Origin of the sequence: Arthrobacter sp. AG367 (assembly GCF_007828995.1) — a bacterium.
In the GTDB taxonomy this organism is placed as follows: Bacteria; Actinomycetota; Actinomycetes; order Actinomycetales; family Micrococcaceae; genus Arthrobacter.
Map to the genome: position 1 here is coordinate 221155 of NZ_VIVE01000002.1, position 15349 is coordinate 236503.

General features: G+C 69.1%; 16 protein-coding genes and 1 riboswitch. Of the genes, 5 read left to right on the forward strand and 11 right to left on the reverse strand.

Annotated elements, in window-relative coordinates; all coding sequences use genetic code 11:
• Positions 1–2: 2 nt before the first annotated feature.
• Complete coding sequence (locus FB478_RS08070) at positions 3–821, reverse strand: DUF1206 domain-containing protein (protein ID WP_043425048.1); 819 nt, start codon at positions 819–821, stop codon at positions 3–5.
• A gap of 373 nt (positions 822–1194) precedes the next feature.
• Between FB478_RS08070 and FB478_RS08075 the strand changes: the two genes are divergently transcribed.
• Both FB478_RS08075 and FB478_RS08080 read left to right on the forward strand, forming a co-directional pair.
• The gene (locus FB478_RS08075; protein ID WP_144600145.1) at positions 1195–2769 is read left to right on the forward strand and encodes a hypothetical protein; all 1575 of its coding nucleotides are present in this window, start codon (positions 1195–1197) and stop codon (positions 2767–2769) included.
• Positions 2770–2774: 5 nt separating this feature from the next.
• On the forward strand, positions 2775–3221 hold the full coding sequence (locus FB478_RS08080; protein ID WP_018770073.1) for a hypothetical protein: 447 nt from the start codon (positions 2775–2777) through the stop codon (positions 3219–3221).
• A 17-nt stretch (positions 3222–3238) separates the two neighbouring features.
• Here the strand turns inward: FB478_RS08080 and trmB are convergent, their stop codons facing one another.
• Both trmB and FB478_RS08090 read right to left on the reverse strand, forming a co-directional pair.
• Entirely contained in the window at positions 3239–4162 is a 924-nt protein-coding gene (gene trmB, locus FB478_RS08085) for a tRNA (guanosine(46)-N7)-methyltransferase TrmB (protein ID WP_144600146.1), read from the reverse strand.
• A gap of 44 nt (positions 4163–4206) precedes the next feature.
• Positions 4207–4626, reverse strand: a complete 420-nt coding sequence (locus FB478_RS08090; RefSeq protein ID WP_144600147.1) for a hypothetical protein — start codon at positions 4624–4626, stop codon at positions 4207–4209.
• Positions 4627–4775: 149 nt separating this feature from the next.
• On the opposite strand from FB478_RS08090, the gene FB478_RS08095 reads away from it, so the two are divergent.
• Together FB478_RS08095 and FB478_RS08100 are read left to right on the forward strand one after the other, a co-directional pair.
• Entirely contained in the window at positions 4776–6122 is a 1347-nt protein-coding gene (locus tag FB478_RS08095) for an MFS transporter (RefSeq protein WP_186447764.1), read from the forward strand.
• 8 nt (positions 6123–6130) lie between these two features.
• Entirely contained in the window at positions 6131–7537 is a 1407-nt protein-coding gene (locus FB478_RS08100) for an MFS transporter (RefSeq protein WP_186447765.1), read from the forward strand.
• Here FB478_RS08100 and FB478_RS08105 read toward each other — a convergent pair.
• Entirely contained in the window at positions 7534–8289 is a 756-nt protein-coding gene (locus FB478_RS08105; protein WP_134165063.1) for a cyclopropane-fatty-acyl-phospholipid synthase family protein, read from the reverse strand. The genes FB478_RS08100 and FB478_RS08105 overlap by 4 nt on opposite strands.
• Positions 8290–8605: 316 nt before the next feature.
• Here FB478_RS08105 and FB478_RS08110 point away from each other — a divergent pair, with 316 nt between their 5' ends.
• Entirely contained in the window at positions 8606–10498 is a 1893-nt protein-coding gene (locus FB478_RS08110) for a DEAD/DEAH box helicase (protein ID WP_018770079.1), read from the forward strand.
• A 60-nt stretch (positions 10499–10558) separates the two neighbouring features.
• On the opposite strand, the gene FB478_RS08115 is transcribed toward FB478_RS08110, so the two are convergent.
• The 7 genes from FB478_RS08115 to FB478_RS08145 all read right to left on the reverse strand — a co-directional run bounded on the left by FB478_RS08115 (position 10559) and on the right by FB478_RS08145 (position 15326).
• Positions 10559–11209 (reverse strand): MBL fold metallo-hydrolase, encoded by a 651-nt coding sequence (locus tag FB478_RS08115; RefSeq protein WP_144600148.1) that lies wholly within the window; start codon positions 11207–11209, stop codon positions 10559–10561.
• A gap of 21 nt (positions 11210–11230) precedes the next feature.
• The gene (locus tag FB478_RS08120; RefSeq protein WP_018770081.1) at positions 11231–11533 is read right to left on the reverse strand and encodes a putative quinol monooxygenase; all 303 of its coding nucleotides are present in this window, start codon (positions 11531–11533) and stop codon (positions 11231–11233) included.
• Positions 11534–11578: 45 nt separating this feature from the next.
• Positions 11579–12592 carry an aldo/keto reductase gene (locus tag FB478_RS08125; RefSeq protein WP_144600149.1) on the reverse strand — a complete coding sequence of 338 codons (1014 nt, stop codon included), beginning with the start codon at positions 12590–12592 and terminating at the stop codon, positions 11579–11581.
• A gap of 39 nt (positions 12593–12631) precedes the next feature.
• On the reverse strand, positions 12632–13258 hold the full coding sequence (locus FB478_RS08130; RefSeq protein ID WP_144600150.1) for a nucleoside/nucleotide kinase family protein: 627 nt from the start codon (positions 13256–13258) through the stop codon (positions 12632–12634).
• 22 nt (positions 13259–13280) lie between these two features.
• The gene (locus FB478_RS08135) at positions 13281–13658 is read right to left on the reverse strand and encodes a multidrug efflux SMR transporter (RefSeq protein ID WP_056391787.1); all 378 of its coding nucleotides are present in this window, start codon (positions 13656–13658) and stop codon (positions 13281–13283) included.
• Positions 13658–13981 (reverse strand): multidrug efflux SMR transporter, encoded by a 324-nt coding sequence (locus FB478_RS08140; protein ID WP_144600151.1) that lies wholly within the window; start codon positions 13979–13981, stop codon positions 13658–13660. The genes FB478_RS08135 and FB478_RS08140 overlap by 1 nt, the downstream gene beginning before the upstream one ends.
• Positions 13982–13991: 10 nt before the next feature.
• Positions 13992–14056: riboswitch (guanidine-III (ykkC-III) riboswitch) on the reverse strand.
• Between the two features lie 88 nt (positions 14057–14144).
• Complete coding sequence (locus FB478_RS08145; protein WP_056391782.1) at positions 14145–15326, reverse strand: ROK family transcriptional regulator; 1182 nt, start codon at positions 15324–15326, stop codon at positions 14145–14147.
• Positions 15327–15349 lie beyond the last annotated feature (23 nt).

Sequence of the window (15349 nt, forward strand, 5' to 3'; positions counted from 1 at the left end):
GCTTACTTGGTCATTTTGGCCAGCCGCGCGCGCATGATCATGTATGCGCCGTAGCAGACCAGTCCGGCTCCCACCGCGGCCAGCAGGTAGGGGCCCAGCGGCTGGTCGCGGAGGGCCCGCAGCCCGCCGTCCAGGCCGGTGGAATCCTCAGGGTGCTCCTTGAGCGTGGCGATGGCGATAAGCAGTCCGGCCAGCAGCAGCACGGTTCCCTTGGCCAGGTAGCCCGCCACCCCCAGGGCTGTCACCGCTGTCCTGGCCGGGCCGGGGGAAGGCATCCGCAACTGCTTCTCAAACGATTTCTTTGGTCCCCGGATGCCGTACGCCACGCCCGTGACTGCCACCGCCACGCCGATCAGGACGAGCAGCGCCACCCCGCCAGGGGCCTGCATCATGGAAATGGTGAAGTCGCTGGCGGCCTTCCGGTTGTCATCGCCCGTCCCCGTGCCCATGGCGAAGTGCCACAGGGTCAGGGCCAGGACGGCGTACACGATCGCCTGCAGGGCGGCCTTGGCCTTGTTCTTGATCTTCTTCCTGGTGGGCTGGTGGTTGAAGTCGAAGATGGCGTCGCCGGTCTGCCAGAGGGACAGTGCGGCGCAGGCGGCGAAGCTTCCCCACAGCAGGAACGGCCCCACGGGCATGGTGGCAAGTTCGGCAACGGCGCCGCTGAAATCGGCGTGGCCCGTGCCGCCCATGGCCAGGCGGATGGCGATGGCACCCACCAGCAGGTGCAGGATGCCGCTGGCTGCGAATCCGGACCGTGCCAGGATCTCGAGGACGCGCGAATTGGTGACGTCCTCTGCCGTGTCGACGGCCTGTTTCAGTTCTTCTTTGATCGTCGTTCCTTTGGACAGGCGCGTTGTGCGCCGCTGTGCGTGCCCTTCTTACACGGGTAATCGTGCCATGCCGGCCGGGCCCGGAACAGCCGGCCCCGAACAGCCGGCCCCGAACAGCCGGGCCCGGAACAGCCGGGCCCGGAACAGCCGGGCCCGGAACAGCCGGCCCCGAACAGCCGGGCCCGGAACAGCCGGCCTCGAGCAGCCCGCCCGGCACGGCTCCACAGGAGACCGGCCACCCGATGCCCGGTTGCACAGGCAGCCGCGGGCGATGGGGAGGGATCCCCATCGCCGGGCCCCGGCAGCCTGTGCAACCATAAGGACCAGCGATTGACACGTACCGCACTTTCCCGGGGGAACCATGACTTTTTACGGCGCAGACACCAGCCAGTTGCGGGCGCTGGCCAAGGCGGCAGACCAGGCAGCGTCGCTGCTGAGCAGCCGGGCAGGGTCACTGCACAGCCAGATCCAGTCCGCGCCGTGGAAAGGCCGGGACGGGGACCGCTTCCGCCAGGAGTGGAGTGCCAGCCACCGGCCCAGCCTGGACAAGGTGGTGGCCAGCCTGCGGGAGAACTCGAAAATCCTGATGAAGCATGCCGACGAGCAGGAAAAGGCTTCGGCCGCCGGCGGGTCCGGCACCAGCGCTTGGGACCGGCTGACGTCGCTGGCCGCGCAGGCCAGGGAATGGCTCAGGGACAAGGCCGAGGCAGCCAGGGCGGCGGCAGAACACCGCCGGGAGCTCGAGTCCGGGCTGGACCGGATGCTTAACGCCAGCCCGGAAGAGCAGGCGAAGTGGTGGGCCGGCCTCTCCGACGCGGACCGGAAATACCTGATTGAGGGCGAAGGCAGCGACGGCCCTTTCGCCGAGGACCTGATGCGCATGGATGGCGGCATTCCCGCCGCCGCCCAACAGCTGGCCAAGCAGCACCTGCAGGAGCTGGCAAAGGCGGACATTCCGGTTTACTCGGAGACCGGGAAGGCCTCCATCGAGGCCCGGGTGGCCTGGGTCCATGGCGGCGCCGAGGTGGGGACCGAAGTGGTGGAGAACGCCGATGGTTCCGCCACGATGAAGGTTTACGGAAACATGGGCCTGGGCGTCAACGACACCACCGGAACGGCGGGGGCAACACTGACCGGGGAGGTCTCCCGCGAGTACACGTTCGCCAGCGTTGAGGAAGCGATGGCGGCGCGCCAACAGATGTACCGCGACCTCCCGCCGGACAGCATCGGCGAGATCAAGGACGTGGCGGGCAACCCGCCCGGATACATCCTGGACACCATCAATGATGCGGCGAAGGACAACGGCTCCACAGGGCAGACGGACAAGGCCAAGGGCACGTTTTCGCTGGCTGCCGAGGGTGAGGCCGGCACCGCGTCCGGCGGGGCAAAGCTTGACCTTGCGTACGAGCGGAACCTCACAGACGGTACCTCCACAGCCAGCGGCGAGGTCTCGGCGCAGGGCAAGCTCAACCTGGACGGCAGGGTCTTCGAGGCCTCCGGCAAGGGCGGGCTGCAGGTCACCATGGACAAGGGCAACAACATCGAGTCAGTCTCCGTATCCATGGACGGCACCGTGGCCCAGGGGGTGACCTCCGGCGTGAAATCCGAGGCCGCCAAGTTCGATTCCACCGTGACCGCCGGAACGCAGGGGACGGTGAAGATTGATGTGGACTACTCACCGGAGAACCGGCCCGTCATTGACAGCTACCTTCGCAACGTCGCCCTGGGGAATGAGGCAGGCGCCGCCCGCGACGCCGCCCGGCTGTACGAGGCCGGCTCCGCCACCATCCAGGTGAACTCCGTGGTGACGGCCACCAACGAGGCAGGGTTCGACGTCAAGGTGGGTGAGGTGGAGGTCAAGACCGAGAACCAGTCCACCACCAACGTGTCCACATACTACAAAGTCCCCAATGACACCAAGCTCGAGAGGCTCTGAAACCAATGTCAGTGCACATCGAATCCCCGCTGGGCTTCACCGCAGACTTTCCCGAGCACACCCAGGTCCTGGATGATTCCACGGCCGGGCCCAACAGCGAGCAGTACGGCCTGCTGGGCGGCGTCCTGGTCACGGTGATCAAGGACGATACCTCGGTGCAGGATGCACCGCAGGCCACCGGCTGGGCGCACCTGATGTCAGGGTTCTACCTTGAGGAACGCGGCGGCACCCTCCTGGCGGAGGGCGGGCTGAACCTGCCCGGCAAGGCCGCCTATGCGGTGGTTGTGGGATATGACGACGACGGCGGGCCGGCCAAGGTGGCGGCCACCGTGGGCGTGTGGGAAAGCGGGCGGTTCATTGGCGTGGTGGTCATCTGGCCCTACCTGAACCCGGAGGCCGAACCCCGGCTGGACATGCTCAAGGAGATCGTGGCCTCGATCAGCGTGGCCTGACCGCCGCCCGGCACCCCTCAGCGGCGGCGGTAGCAGAGATCGAAGATCAGGCGGCCTGCCTCGTGGGCCTTCGACTCGAAGCTGGTCCGGATCCTGCCCTCGAAGCGGGGAGCCCAGCCGCCCGTTTCATCCACGCCTTCGTTGGGACCGGTGTGCTCCGTGCTCACCGGTGCGCGTCCCTCGCGGACGGGGGCGCCGCCCACCACCGATTCGACGCCGGACTGCCACACCTGGGTGAGCGGGCTTTCGGGTCCGCGGCGCTCTCCGGTGTGCAGGTTCTCGAAGTCCGCTGAGCCTGCCATGACGTCCCGGACGTGGACGGCATAGTTGGACCAGTCGGTGGCGATCCGGAACAGGCCGCCGGGCTTCAGCGCCCGGGCCGCCAGCTTGGCGAACTCCGGCTGGATGAGCCGGCGTTTGTGATGCCGCGACTTATGCCAGGGATCGGGGAAAAAGACCCACAGTTCGCTGACCGAGCCTTCGGGCAGCATGGTTGCCAGCACCTCCGGGGCATTTGCCTCCACCACCCGGACGTTGTCCAGGCCGCGGCTGTTGATCTTGATGATCGTGTTGGCCAAGCCCGGGGTGTAGACCTCGACGGCCAGGAAGTTGGTGTCCGGGTTCTGTTCGGCCGCATGGCAGATGGCGTCGCCAAGGCCGGAGCCGATTTCGACGATAAGCGGGGCCTCCCGGCCGAACTCTGCGGCGGCGTCGAAGGTGTAGTCGGGGTGGACCGAGGTGTTGGCCACGTGACGTGGAACGTTGACGGCCCAGCGCCCGGCGTGCTCTGCCCAGGCAGTCTGCCGCCGGCCCTGCAGCCTGGTGCCGCGGCGCACGAAGCTGACAGGCCGGCCGCCGTAGGTGCCAAAGGAGGCCTGGGTCCCGGGCGTAACGGGCCTGGGGACATGCGGCTGCTGGGGGTTTTCAGGGGATTCGCTCATCCCTTCCAGAATAGCGCCGCGGGGGCAGCGGAAGATCAGGGCGGTCAGAACAGGCCAATAGCGTCGAGTGCCGGGCCCAAGGCCAGGGCGAAGACCAGGCCGCAGATGCAGAGGGAAACTGCCGCGGCAGACCAGTTGCCCGATCCCCGCGGGGACCCCTTCAGGGCAGGCAGTGCCAGCCGCAGCGCCAGTACGGCGAAGAGGAGAGGCAGGCTGAACAGCACCATGGGGGTTACCCACGGCCTTGGGGACGGCCCTTCGTCCGGGTAGGTCATCAACATGGCGAACATGGACAGCGGCCCGGTGAGGAACATGCTCGCTGGGGCAAGAATCGCCAGGACCAGGCTGTTCGTTCCCTTGTTGCCTGGCCCTGCATTTCCTGTTCCTCCGTTGCCTGGCCCTCCATTGCCGTGCACGCCCGGGGGCAGGGGAGGGCGGGGGTCCTGTGATGGCGTCGTTTCCATGATGCTCCCTCAAGTTGGTGCGGCTTGTTGGTCCAGCCATTTGCCGGGCCGCGGCTGCTTACAACCTATGAAGCTGCAGGGGGTGCGGGAAGGTACCCGGCTTCGTATGTGGAAAACTCCCGGCGGCGCTTCCCTGCAAGAATGGGCGCATGACGGACGCAACGAATGCCGAAGCGAAGAAGCAGCGGCGGGGGGATGCCTCCGGCGACGCCCGGGGAAGGGCCCGGACAGGCAGCAGCGTGGTGGACACCAGCACCCTCGTGGACGCAGAAATCGATGAGCTTCCGGCAGCGGAGCCCACCCGGGTGGGCAGCCGCCGTGCCCTTGCCTATCTGGGGGTGTGCCTGGTCCTGATCGGACTGAACCTGCGCAGCGTCTTTTCCAGCCTTTCCGCGGTCCTTCCGGAGGTGACCTCGCAGGCAGCGCTGCCGGGTTGGTCCGTGGTGGTGCTGACCACCGTTCCCGTCACCCTGCTGGGTGTGTTCGCGCCGCTTGCGCCGGTCCTGGCCCGCCGGTTCGGTGCGGAGCGGGTGCTGCTGGGGGCCATGGCCCTGCTGACTGCAGGGCTGCTGCTGCGGCCAGTGGACACCGGTGCTGCCCTGCGCGGCGCCGGCCACCTGCCTGCCCTCCTGGTGGGCACGGCAGCCTGCGGCGCGGCCATCGCATTGTGCAACGTGCTTCTTCCGGGCCTGGTGAAGCGCGACTTCCCGCACCGGCTGGGACTTATGGGCGGCCTCTACACCACCGCGATTTGCGCCTCCGCCGCGCTCGGTGCCGGCTTTACCTACCCGGTCTACACCGCGACGGGGGAGTGGACCAGGGCGCTGTGGGTCTGGGCGGTGCCCGCCGCCGTCGTCCTTCTGTTGTTCCTTCCCGTGGCCGTTCGGCAGGGGACCGTCCGGCACCAGGCGGTCAGGGACGGGGTCAACGTGTGGCGCTCACCCGTTGCCTGGCAGGTGACCATCTTCATGGTGCTGCAGGCCATGATGTCCTTCAGCGGCTTCGCCTGGCTGGCCCCCATCCTCCGCGAGAGAGGTGTTGACGGGGCCACCGCGGGGCTGATCGTTGCCGTGTGCATCGTGCTGCAGATGCTGGGTTCCCTGTTCGCCCCCGCACTGGCCGCCAGGTTCCGGGACCAGCGCGCCATCAACACGGTGGTGGCGCTGATGACCGGCAGCGGGTTCGTGCTGAGCATCCTGGGCCCGCTGGACCTGGTCTGGGTGTGGGCCGGGCTGCTGGGGCTGGGGCAGGGAAGCCTTACCGCCTGCGCGCTGACCCTGATCATGCTCCGCACGCGCGACGGGCATACCGCCGCGCATCTTTCGGGCATGATGCAGGGTGTTGGCTACGGGGTGGGCTCCACGGGAACCCTCATGGTGGGCCAGCTGCACCAGGCCACCGGGTCCTTCATTCCCGCCGGAGTCCTGTTCATGGTGGTCGGCCTGCTCGCGGCGGTCTTCGGCTACCGCTCCGGCCGGGACCGGTACGTGGGCTAGGGAACGCTGTGCGCGACTCCACCCTCCCGGCCGCCCATCCCGCCACCGGGATCTTCCGGCCCCCGTACTTCTGGGTCACCATCGGCACCTGCGCCCTGGTGTTCCTGGCCGCCTTCGAATCCCTTGCCGTGACCACCATCATGCCCCTGGTCAGCCGGGAACTGAACGGCGGAAGCCTCCACGCCCTGGCCTTTGCGGGACCCCTGGCAACCGGCGTGATCGGCATGGTGGGCGCCGGAAACTGGTCCGACCGCCGCGGCCCGGCCATGCCGCTCTACACCTCCGTGGCACTGTTCGTGGCCGGCCTGCTGATCGCGGGCACCTCAAGCTCCATGCCCGTGCTGGTTGCCGGCCGGCTGGTCCAGGGGCTCGGCGGCGGCGCCCTCACCGTGGCGCTTTACGTGCTGGTGGCGCGGTTCTTTCCCGGGCCGCTGCACCCCAGGATCTTCGCCGCATTCTCGGCCGCCTGGGTGGTTCCCTCGCTGGTGGGGCCCTTCGCCGCCGGCGTCGTGGCCCAGGTCTTCAGCTGGCACTGGGTGTTTCTGGGTGTGGTTGGCCTGGTCATTCCGGCGCTGGCAATGATCGCCCCGGTACTGCGGGGGCTTGCAGAGCGCGAAAAGACAGGAGCGCCGGATAACACTGCTCCGCCCTGGGCCCCCGGACGCCTGGGGTGGGCGGCGCTGGCCGCGCTCGCCGTGCTGGGCCTGAACCTTTCCGCCGACGTCAGCATCCCCGCTTTTCCCGCCGCCACGGCACTCCTGGCGTCCGCCGCCGTCGTCCTTGCCTTGGTGGCTGTCCGGCCCCTGGTGCCCGCCGGTACCCTCACAGCCCGCCGCGGGCTGCCGAGCGTGATCCTGGCGCGGGGCCTCGCCTCGGCGTCGTTCTTCGGCGCTGAGGTCTATCTGCCCTACCTGCTGATCGACCGGTACGAATTCCCGCCCACCCTGGCGGGCCTGACCCTCACCGGGGGTGCGCTGGCCTGGGCCGGTGCCGCCGCTGTCCAGGGCCGGCTGGGCTCCCGGCTCCCGGATCTCCGCGCCGTCCGGGTGGGGTCGCTCATGGTCCTGGCGGCCGTGCTCCTGGCCCTGGCCACCACCGCGCTGCACTGGCCGGCCGCCGTCGCCATCGCCGGCTGGGTCCTGGCGGGCGGCGGCATGGGCCTGCTCTACCCGCGCCTGAGCGTGATGACCCTGGCGCTGTCCACCAAGGAGAACGAAGGCTTCAACAGCTCCGCCATGTCCATCTCCGATTCCCTCGGCGGGGCATTGTCGCTCGCCACCACAGGGCTCGTCTTCGCAGCCTTTACGACGGCGGCCCAGTCCTTCGCGGGCGTCTTCGCCTTCACCGCGGCCATCGGCGTCGCCGCGGCACTGGTGGCACCCCGCGTCACCGCCGGGAAGCCCGCGGGGAACTAGGGCAGGCGGGTGGCGCGCAGGACGACGTCGGCAATGGTCGCCTCCTGCCCCTCCGGCCCGGTCACCGGCCGCTCCCTGCTGGTGAGGACCTCGATCTGCCACCCGGGGCCGTTGAGCTTCAGTTCGCGGACCACGTCATCACCCGTGTAGAACATGTCCAGGTGCTGGTGGTGGTCGTTGCCCCAGGGCGGCAGCCGGTCCGGGTGGTGGCCCACCACCAGCAGGGTTCCGCCGGGCTTGACGGCGGAGGCAGCCGTGCGCAGCGGGATCCGCCAGTCCAGTTCCTGGGAATGCAGGAACTGGGACGTCACCAGGTCATAGGAAGTGCCGGGTTGCCACTGCGTCAGGTCCGCCAGTTGCCAGGTGATCCGGCTGGCGATGTCGCCATTGGACGCGCGTACGCTTTCCCGCGCCAGCTCCGCCAGTTCGTGGGAATGCGCCCGTTCCAGGGCGACGGCGGAAACGTCGACGGCGGTCACGGACCAGCCCTGCTGGGCAAGCCAAATGGCGTCGGCGCCTTCGCCGCATCCCAGTTCCAGCGCCTTGCCCGGACGCAGTCCGCCGGCTTCCCGGACCAGCTGCGGGTTCGGCTTTCCGCTCCAAAGCCGCGCCTTGGTGCGGTACCGCTCGTCCCATGCCGCTGCGGGATCGATGCCGCCGCCCCCTTCCGGCGCGCCGCCGCCGTCGTTCCCGTGATGCCGGTGGGTCTCCTCGTGCTGCGTCTCCTGGCGCCGGCCCGGCTGTTCGCTCATGCCTCAACAGTGCCCCGCCGGAGCCCCGAAGGCAACGCCGGGGACGGGTACAGGGCCGCGGGGTGCTAGACTGGAGGAACTTGATGTGCAGTGATGCCGCCTGCTCCTGATCTGGAGAACCTTTCCAGGGAGTGGGCTTTCTTCATGTGAGAGGCACATCCTGCGTCGATGAACGCGTTCCATTTGGTCCCTGCCGGCTGTCCTTATTTGCAGCGGCACGGTTGATCACCTGACTTTTCTTCGGCGAACCCCTGGTCCAACCGGCATCGGGGGCCGATATCCGCATGGATACCGCCTGAAAGACCGTAAAAACTACATGACAACTTTTGCTGCCCTCGGTACTCCCAAGGCCCTTGCAGACACCCTTTCCGCCCAGGGAATTGTTGAACCGTTCCCCATCCAGGTGAAGACCCTTCCGGACACGCTGTCCGGTCGTGACGTCCTGGGCCGCGGCCGGACCGGATCCGGCAAGACCATCGCTTTCGCCATCCCGCTTGTAGCAAGACTCGCTGAGCGGGAAGCCAAGCACTTCCGCAAACCCGGCCGCCCCATGGGCCTGGTCCTGGCACCCACCCGTGAACTGGCAACCCAGATCAACGCCACCATCGAGCCGCTGGCCAAGGCCGCCGGCCTGAACACCACCGTGATCTACGGCGGCATCTCCCAGGCCCGCCAGGAAAAGGCGCTGCGTGCCGGCGTCGACATCGTCATCGCCTGCCCGGGCCGCCTGGAGGACCTGATCCGCCAGCGCATCCTGACCCTGGAGGCAGTGGAGATCACGGTCCTGGACGAGGCCGACCATATGGCCGACCTCGGCTTCCTGCCCGTGGTCAAGAAGCTCATGGACATGACCCCCAGCCAGGGCCAGCGCCTGCTCTTCTCCGCCACCCTGGACAACGGCGTGGACAAGATCGTCCAGCGCTACCTGTCCAACCCGCTCACCCACTCTGTGGACGACCCGCAGGCCGCGGTGACCACCATGGAGCACCACGTGCTGGTGGTCAACGACCAGACCGTCAAGAAGCAGCTGATCGTTGAGCTCGCTTCGGGTGCCGGCCGCCGCGTCCTGTTCATGCGGACCAAGCACCACGCCCGCAAGCTGGCCAAGACCTTGACCGACGCCGGCATCCCCGCCGTCGACCTGCACGGCAACCTGTCGCAGAACGCCCGCGACCGCAACCTCGCCGAGTTCTCCAACGGCGACGTCCGCGTCCTGGTGGCCACCGACGTCGCTGCCCGCGGTGTCCACGTCGACGACGTCGAACTGGTCATCCACGTGGACCCGCCCACCGAGCACAAGGCGTACCTGCACCGTTCCGGCCGCACCGCGCGTGCCGGCTCCGACGGCACCGTGGTCACGCTGACCCTCCCGGAGCAGCAGTCCGACGTCAAGAAGCTCATGAAGGCTGCCGGCGTCGACGTGAACTTTGAGCGCGTCACGGCAAACTCCCCGCTCGTGGCCGACCTGGTGGGTGAGATCGCCGACAAGGTCGACCCCCGCACCCGCGCCGCTCTGATGGCCGCCAAGGCTCCCCGCCAGGGCGGCGGCACCTCCACCGGTGCCAATGCTGAGCGCAAGCGTGCACGCCGCCAGGCTGCACCGTCTGCCGGTGGGCGCGGCGGCCGGGGCGGACGCGGCAAGGTTTCGGCCGAACCGGCCCGCACCGATGTTCCCCGCGCCGAGCGCCGGGCCGTGGCCTTCGAAGGCCGCACGGAAGCCCGCGCGGCATTCGACCGCAATGCCGAGCAAAATGAGGACCGCGCGGTGGCAGCAGCCGCTGCCCGCCGCAACGCCCGTGGCCGTGGTACCGCTTCGACCCACCGCAACGACGTCCCCGCAGCAGGTGGCCGCTCATCGGCCGGCCGCGGTTCGGACGGCCGTGCAGCAGAGGGCCGGGGCGATTCCCGGATCACCCGCAGCGACGCACCGCGCGGCGGCACCGGCCGTCCGGCTTCAGGCGGACGCCCCGCCGGCGGCGGCCAGCGCAGCGGCCGCCCCGCAACCGGCCAGCGTGCAGCAGCGGGGGCATCCGGCCAGCGCTCAGGTGCGGGTGCAACCGGCGGCAGCAAGGCTGTCTGGTCCTCCAACACCGGTGGAACCTCAGGCGGCTCCTACAGTGCAGGCAATGGCGGCGGCTCCGGCCGTCCGGCCCGCAGCGGCCCGCGCCGCGCGTCCGCCCCGGCGTCGAACGAACGCCGCGGCCGCTAGCCAATGAAAATGGCGGGCTCAACCACACGGTTGAGCCCGCCTTTTTTGTATTTGACGTACCTACCAGCCGCGGGCGCGCCACTCTTCCAGATGCGGCCGCTCGGCGCCCAGCGTGGTGGGCTTGCCGTGCCCCGGGTGCACCACGGCGCTGTCCGGGTAGGCGTTGAACAGCCGCTCCGTGACATCGGACAGGAGCTGGGTGAACCGGCCGGGATCCTTCTGCGTGTTGCCCACTCCGCCCGGGAACAGCGAGTCGCCGGAGAAGATGTGGGCGGGGCCGTCCGGATCCTGGTAGAGAAAAGCGATCGAGCCGGGCGTGTGCCCGCGCAGGTGCACGGCGGTCACGTCGAAGCCGTCGAAATTGCCGACGTCCCCGTGGCCAAGCCGCACGTCCACGGGAACCGGCAACGCATCGGCGTCGTCCGCTCCGGCGGCTGTCCGCGCGCCGGTGGCCTCCACCAGCCCCTTGAGCGCCCGGACATGGTCCCAGTGCTGGTGCGTGGTTGCGACCAGCGCCAGGCGCGGCGTGGCCGATGTGTCCGCAGCGCCGTCCGCGAGCAGCTGCTGGATGGCAGGGAGATCGTCAGCGGCGTCAATCAGCAGCTGTGCCCCGCTTTCCTTGGCGGTCAGCAGGTACACGTTGTTGTCCATCGCACTGACGGAGATGCTGCGGATGGTCAGGGCCGGCAGGTCGTAGCGAAGTGATTCCATGGGCTTTGTTCCAGCCACGGGCTACAGGTCCAGCGGCAGGGTGGTCGAGTAGACCTGCTTGGATGGCGGCGCGGCCAGGACCTCATGCAGCGCGCTCTTGCCTTCCGGTGTTCTCCGCCAGGCCGCGTAGTCGTCATGGTCCTGCGTGGTGGCCCAGGTTTCCACCACCAGGATGTGGCAGGGGTCGGCGTCATCCACCAGCGCTTCGATGCCCTGGTTGCCGGGCCACGCCCGGGTGGCGGCCAGCGTTTCGGACAGGTACTTCGCGGCGTTCTCGCGGTGGGCGGGGTCGATCTGGACTTCGAAGTGGACGATGGCAGGCATGGGGCTCCTTGGGTTGGGTGAGGGACGGGTTTTTGGAGAGCGGCTTTATTCCCGGCCTTCGGACACCCAGGCGGGGTCCGCTGAACGGGAGCCGACGACGGCGTCCGACGCTGCGTCGAGGGCCTCCAGGTGCGCCGGGGTGAGGTCCAGGCCCAGCGCGCCAAGGTTTTCGTCGATGCGTGCGGCCTTGCGGGTGCCGGGAATGGGGACGACCGGCAGGCCGAGCCGCTTGCCCTGGGCGAGCAGCCAGGCCAGGGCCACCTGCGCCGGCGTGGCGGCCAGCTGGTCCGCCACGGCCCGGACGGCGTCCACCACCGCCTGGTTGGCGCTTGCGGCGTCCGGCGCAAAGCGGGGGATGTTCCGCCGGAAGTCCTTCTCGCCCAGGCTTGCGGTATCGACGGTTCCGGTGAGGAATCCGCGGCCCAGCGGCGAGTAGGGGACGAATCCCACTCCCAGGGCGGCTGCGGCGGGAACAACATTGCGTTCCACGTCCCGGCTCCAGATGGACCATTCGCTCTGGACCGCGGCGATCGGGTGGACCGCTGCCGCGTCCTGCAGCTCCTGCGCCGTCACTTCTGACAGGCCCAGGTGCTTGACCTTGCCCTGCTGGACCAGTTCCGCCATGGCGCCCACGGTTTCCTCGATGGGCACCCTGACGTCCCGGCGGTGCATGTAGTACAGGTCGATGGCGTCGGTGCCCAGCCGCTGCAGGCTCCGCTCAACGGCCTGGTGCACGTACCCGGCGTCGCCACGGATGTCCGTGTAGCCGTCAGTCGGCGTGCCCACCAGCGCGAACTTGGTGGCCAGCTGGACCTCGCCCCGCCGGTCCTTGAGCAGCCGGGAAATCAGTTCCTCGTTGCTGCCGCCGCCGTAGATGTCCGCGGTGTCGATGAAGCTGACGCCGGCGTCAACGGCGTGATGCAGTGTCCGCAGTGCCTCGGCGGGGTCAACCTCGCCGTATACGGGGGTAAGGGCCATGCCCCCGAATCCAAGGGGGCTGACGGCCAGGCCGTCGCCAAGCTGGACGGTGCCGCGGCGGTCGGTGGGTGCGTTTGCCATGGGTGCTCCTGTTCGTTTCCTGCTCTTGGAATTGGTTGTCTAAAGCCAGGGGATGATGCGGTCCGCGGCCGGGCGGGTGGCCTGGATCAGCCGGGCATTTGCTTCATCGGGTCCGCCGGCCCAGGCCACCGCAGCCTCCCGGTCCATCCCGAAGGATACGTGCCGGTCCACCAGCCGCTGCAGCCGCAGCGCGGGCGGGGTCTCGAGGAACCAGACCTGGTCCAGTTGCGCCCGTACCTCCTTCCACGGTTCCTGGTCCGCCAGCAGGTAGGTGCCCTCCGTGATGACCAGCGGGACGTCCGCCGGCACGGCAATGGAAGCCGCCACCGGCTCGTCCAGGGCGCGGCGGAACTCCGGTGCGTAGACGACGGCCTCGTCCCGGCGCACCAGGCGGCGCAGCAGCGAAAGGTACCCGCCGGCGTCGAACGTATCAATGGCGCCTTTACGCTGCCGCAGCGGGGTCCCCTCGATGATGGCGTTGCCCAGGTGAAAACCGTCCATGGGAACCACAACCGACATTCCCGGGCCGAACTGCTCCTGCAGCCAGGCGGCAAAGGTGGACTTCCCGGAGCCCGGCGCCCCGGCGATGCCCAGGATGGTCCGCGTTCCGGGCGCTACCCGGTGCCGCAGGGCGTCCAAGGCGTCAGTGATCTCGGGGGAGTCCATGGCAAAAGCCTAACCGCCGGGATCAGCGGCGGCTCGACTCCACGGGATAGTCAGCGGCGGCGTGGTCCCTGGCCGGCAGCGCCTTGAGGCCGGCCGCGCAGCCCACGATGCCTGCGATGAACAGCAGTTTCACCACGCTGAACGGTTCCACCCCGGTGGCCATCGCCCAGCCCACCGTCAATGCGGCGCCAATGCCCACCCAGATGGCGTAGGCGGTGCCGAGCGGAATGCTGCGGATGGACATGCCCAGGCCCAGCATGCTCAGGGCGGCCGTGACGGCGAAGACGAGCGTGGGCAGCGGCCTGCTGAAACCGTCGGACAAGCCCAGCGCCGTGGCCCACACGGCTTCCAGGACAGCGGAGGCCAGGAGCACCAGCCAGGGAAACGGGCGCTTCATCATCACGCCACCACCTTCAGGCCAACCACGCACGCGGCGATGCCGGACAGCAGCAGCAGGCGCGCCGCCGTCGGACGTTCAACCTTGCTGGCCATCGCATAGGCGGAGGTCAGGACCACGCCCACCCCCACCCAAACCGCGTAGGCAGTGCCGGTGGGAATGGACTGCATGGCCACGGCCAGTCCGCCGGTGCTGGCGGCAACGGCCACAAGGAACAGGGCGGCAGGGGCCACGCGCCGGCGGCCGGAAGCCCGGGAGGCGTTGTGCAGGGCGGCTGCCCAGACGGCCTCCAGCGCGCCGGAAAGAAGAAGGAATAACCACGCCATGACCAGATCCTTTGGCCAGTCTTGTCGCGTGCCGGGTACTGAACCGTCGTCCGGAGGCTCGGGGTGGAGCCTTGGATCCCAGCGTAGCAACGCACTACGGCGGGCGGCCACGTTGGTGCCCAACCTCACCACCCGCGGCGGCCGGCCGGATCAACCGGCGCTCTCAGCCGGCGCGTTGCGCCAGCAGCTGTTCCACCCGCTCCGGCGCGTAGAGGCTCTCCTCCACCAGCCGGCACAGGCCCACTGCGGTGGCCTTCCGGCTGTCAGCAGGGACGATCTCCAGATCCACCAGCGAGGGTTCGAAGGCATCGGCCAGGATTTGCTGCCGGCAGGCCTGCAGGAAACCAGGGAGGACCCCCACCAGCCCGCCCACCGCCACCCGGCCGGGGTTCAGCGTTCCCACGATGGCGGCGAGGACGCGTCCGAGCACCCTTCCGGCGTCTGCGACTGCGGCACGGACGTCCGGATCGTCGTCGGCCGCGTCAACGAGCCGCCGCAGCGACCCGTAATGCGCAAATTGCGGGGCGGCAAGCAGCGCGCGCCCGGAGGCCACCGCCGCCAGGCAGCCGTCCCTGCCGCACCGGCACCGGCAGCCGGCGGCTTCCGGGATGCGCACATGCCCGATGTCACCGGCGGCCCCGTGGGCGCCGCGCACCAACGAGCCCCGGACAATGATGCCGGAGCCGATCCCGGTGCTGACCTTCACCGCGACGAGGGAGTCGAGCGGGCCGCGGACCTCCCCCACCGCCATTGACCGGGTGTCGTTTTCCAGCAGGACCGGGCAGTCGAGCCTGGATTCCATGGCCTCCTGCAAAAGCTGCAGGTCCCAATGGGCAAGGACGGTCCGCTCCAGGCCCAGGCGGTGGAGGGGGTCAACGGGGGCGGGCAGTCCCACTCCTGCCCCTACGGGTTGCCGGCCGTCCAGCAGCCGCAGCGCCTCACCCACCACCTGGTCCACCACCACCTCCTGCGCATTCCCGATCTCCACAGGGATGCGGACGGAAGCCACCACCTCCCTGCTCAGGGACAGGAGATGGATTCCGGCGTGCGTATGGCCGATTTCCAGGCACACCACCAGCTTGTCGCGGTCATCGAACCGGAGGGAGCGGGGCGGCCGGCCCCGCTGGGCGCGCAGGGGAGTGGACTCGTAGACAAGGCCCGCCGCGAAAAGTGCATCGAGCCGCTCGTAGAGGGTGGATCGCGCCATTCCGGTGATCTCCAGCAGGTCCGCCCGGCTGTACCCCGCGGTGTTGGAGCGCAGGAGCTGGAGAAGATGCCCGGCGCTGGTGGCCGGCCCCGGCGACGGCTGGGCGGTCTCGCCCACCAGCGTCCTCTGCTCCGTCATGCGGCAGGCTTCCTTTCCACTGC

Coding starts and splice junctions, on each gene's coding strand:
- FB478_RS08125 (WP_144600149.1), bottom strand. CDS start 12,592: ATGGCAAACGCACCCACCGACCGCCGCGGCACCGTCCAGCTTGGCGAC.
- trmB (WP_144600146.1), bottom strand. CDS start 4,162: ATGAGCGAATCCCCTGAAAACCCCCAGCAGCCGCATGTCCCCAGGCCC.
- FB478_RS08105 (WP_134165063.1), bottom strand. CDS start 8,289: ATGAGCGAACAGCCGGGCCGGCGCCAGGAGACGCAGCACGAGGAGACC.
- FB478_RS08145 (WP_056391782.1), bottom strand. CDS start 15,326: ATGACGGAGCAGAGGACGCTGGTGGGCGAGACCGCCCAGCCGTCGCCG.
- FB478_RS08115 (WP_144600148.1), bottom strand. CDS start 11,209: ATGGAATCACTTCGCTACGACCTGCCGGCCCTGACCATCCGCAGCATC.
- FB478_RS08130 (WP_144600150.1), bottom strand. CDS start 13,258: ATGGACTCCCCCGAGATCACTGACGCCTTGGACGCCCTGCGGCACCGG.
- FB478_RS08110 (WP_018770079.1), top strand. CDS start 8,606: ATGACAACTTTTGCTGCCCTCGGTACTCCCAAGGCCCTTGCAGACACC.
- FB478_RS08135 (WP_056391787.1), bottom strand. CDS start 13,658: ATGATGAAGCGCCCGTTTCCCTGGCTGGTGCTCCTGGCCTCCGCTGTC.
- FB478_RS08095 (WP_186447764.1), top strand. CDS start 4,776: ATGACGGACGCAACGAATGCCGAAGCGAAGAAGCAGCGGCGGGGGGAT.
- FB478_RS08140 (WP_144600151.1), bottom strand. CDS start 13,981: ATGGCGTGGTTATTCCTTCTTCTTTCCGGCGCGCTGGAGGCCGTCTGG.
- FB478_RS08120 (WP_018770081.1), bottom strand. CDS start 11,533: ATGCCTGCCATCGTCCACTTCGAAGTCCAGATCGACCCCGCCCACCGC.
- FB478_RS08075 (WP_144600145.1), top strand. CDS start 1,195: ATGACTTTTTACGGCGCAGACACCAGCCAGTTGCGGGCGCTGGCCAAG.
- FB478_RS08080 (WP_018770073.1), top strand. CDS start 2,775: ATGTCAGTGCACATCGAATCCCCGCTGGGCTTCACCGCAGACTTTCCC.
- FB478_RS08090 (WP_144600147.1), bottom strand. CDS start 4,626: ATGGAAACGACGCCATCACAGGACCCCCGCCCTCCCCTGCCCCCGGGC.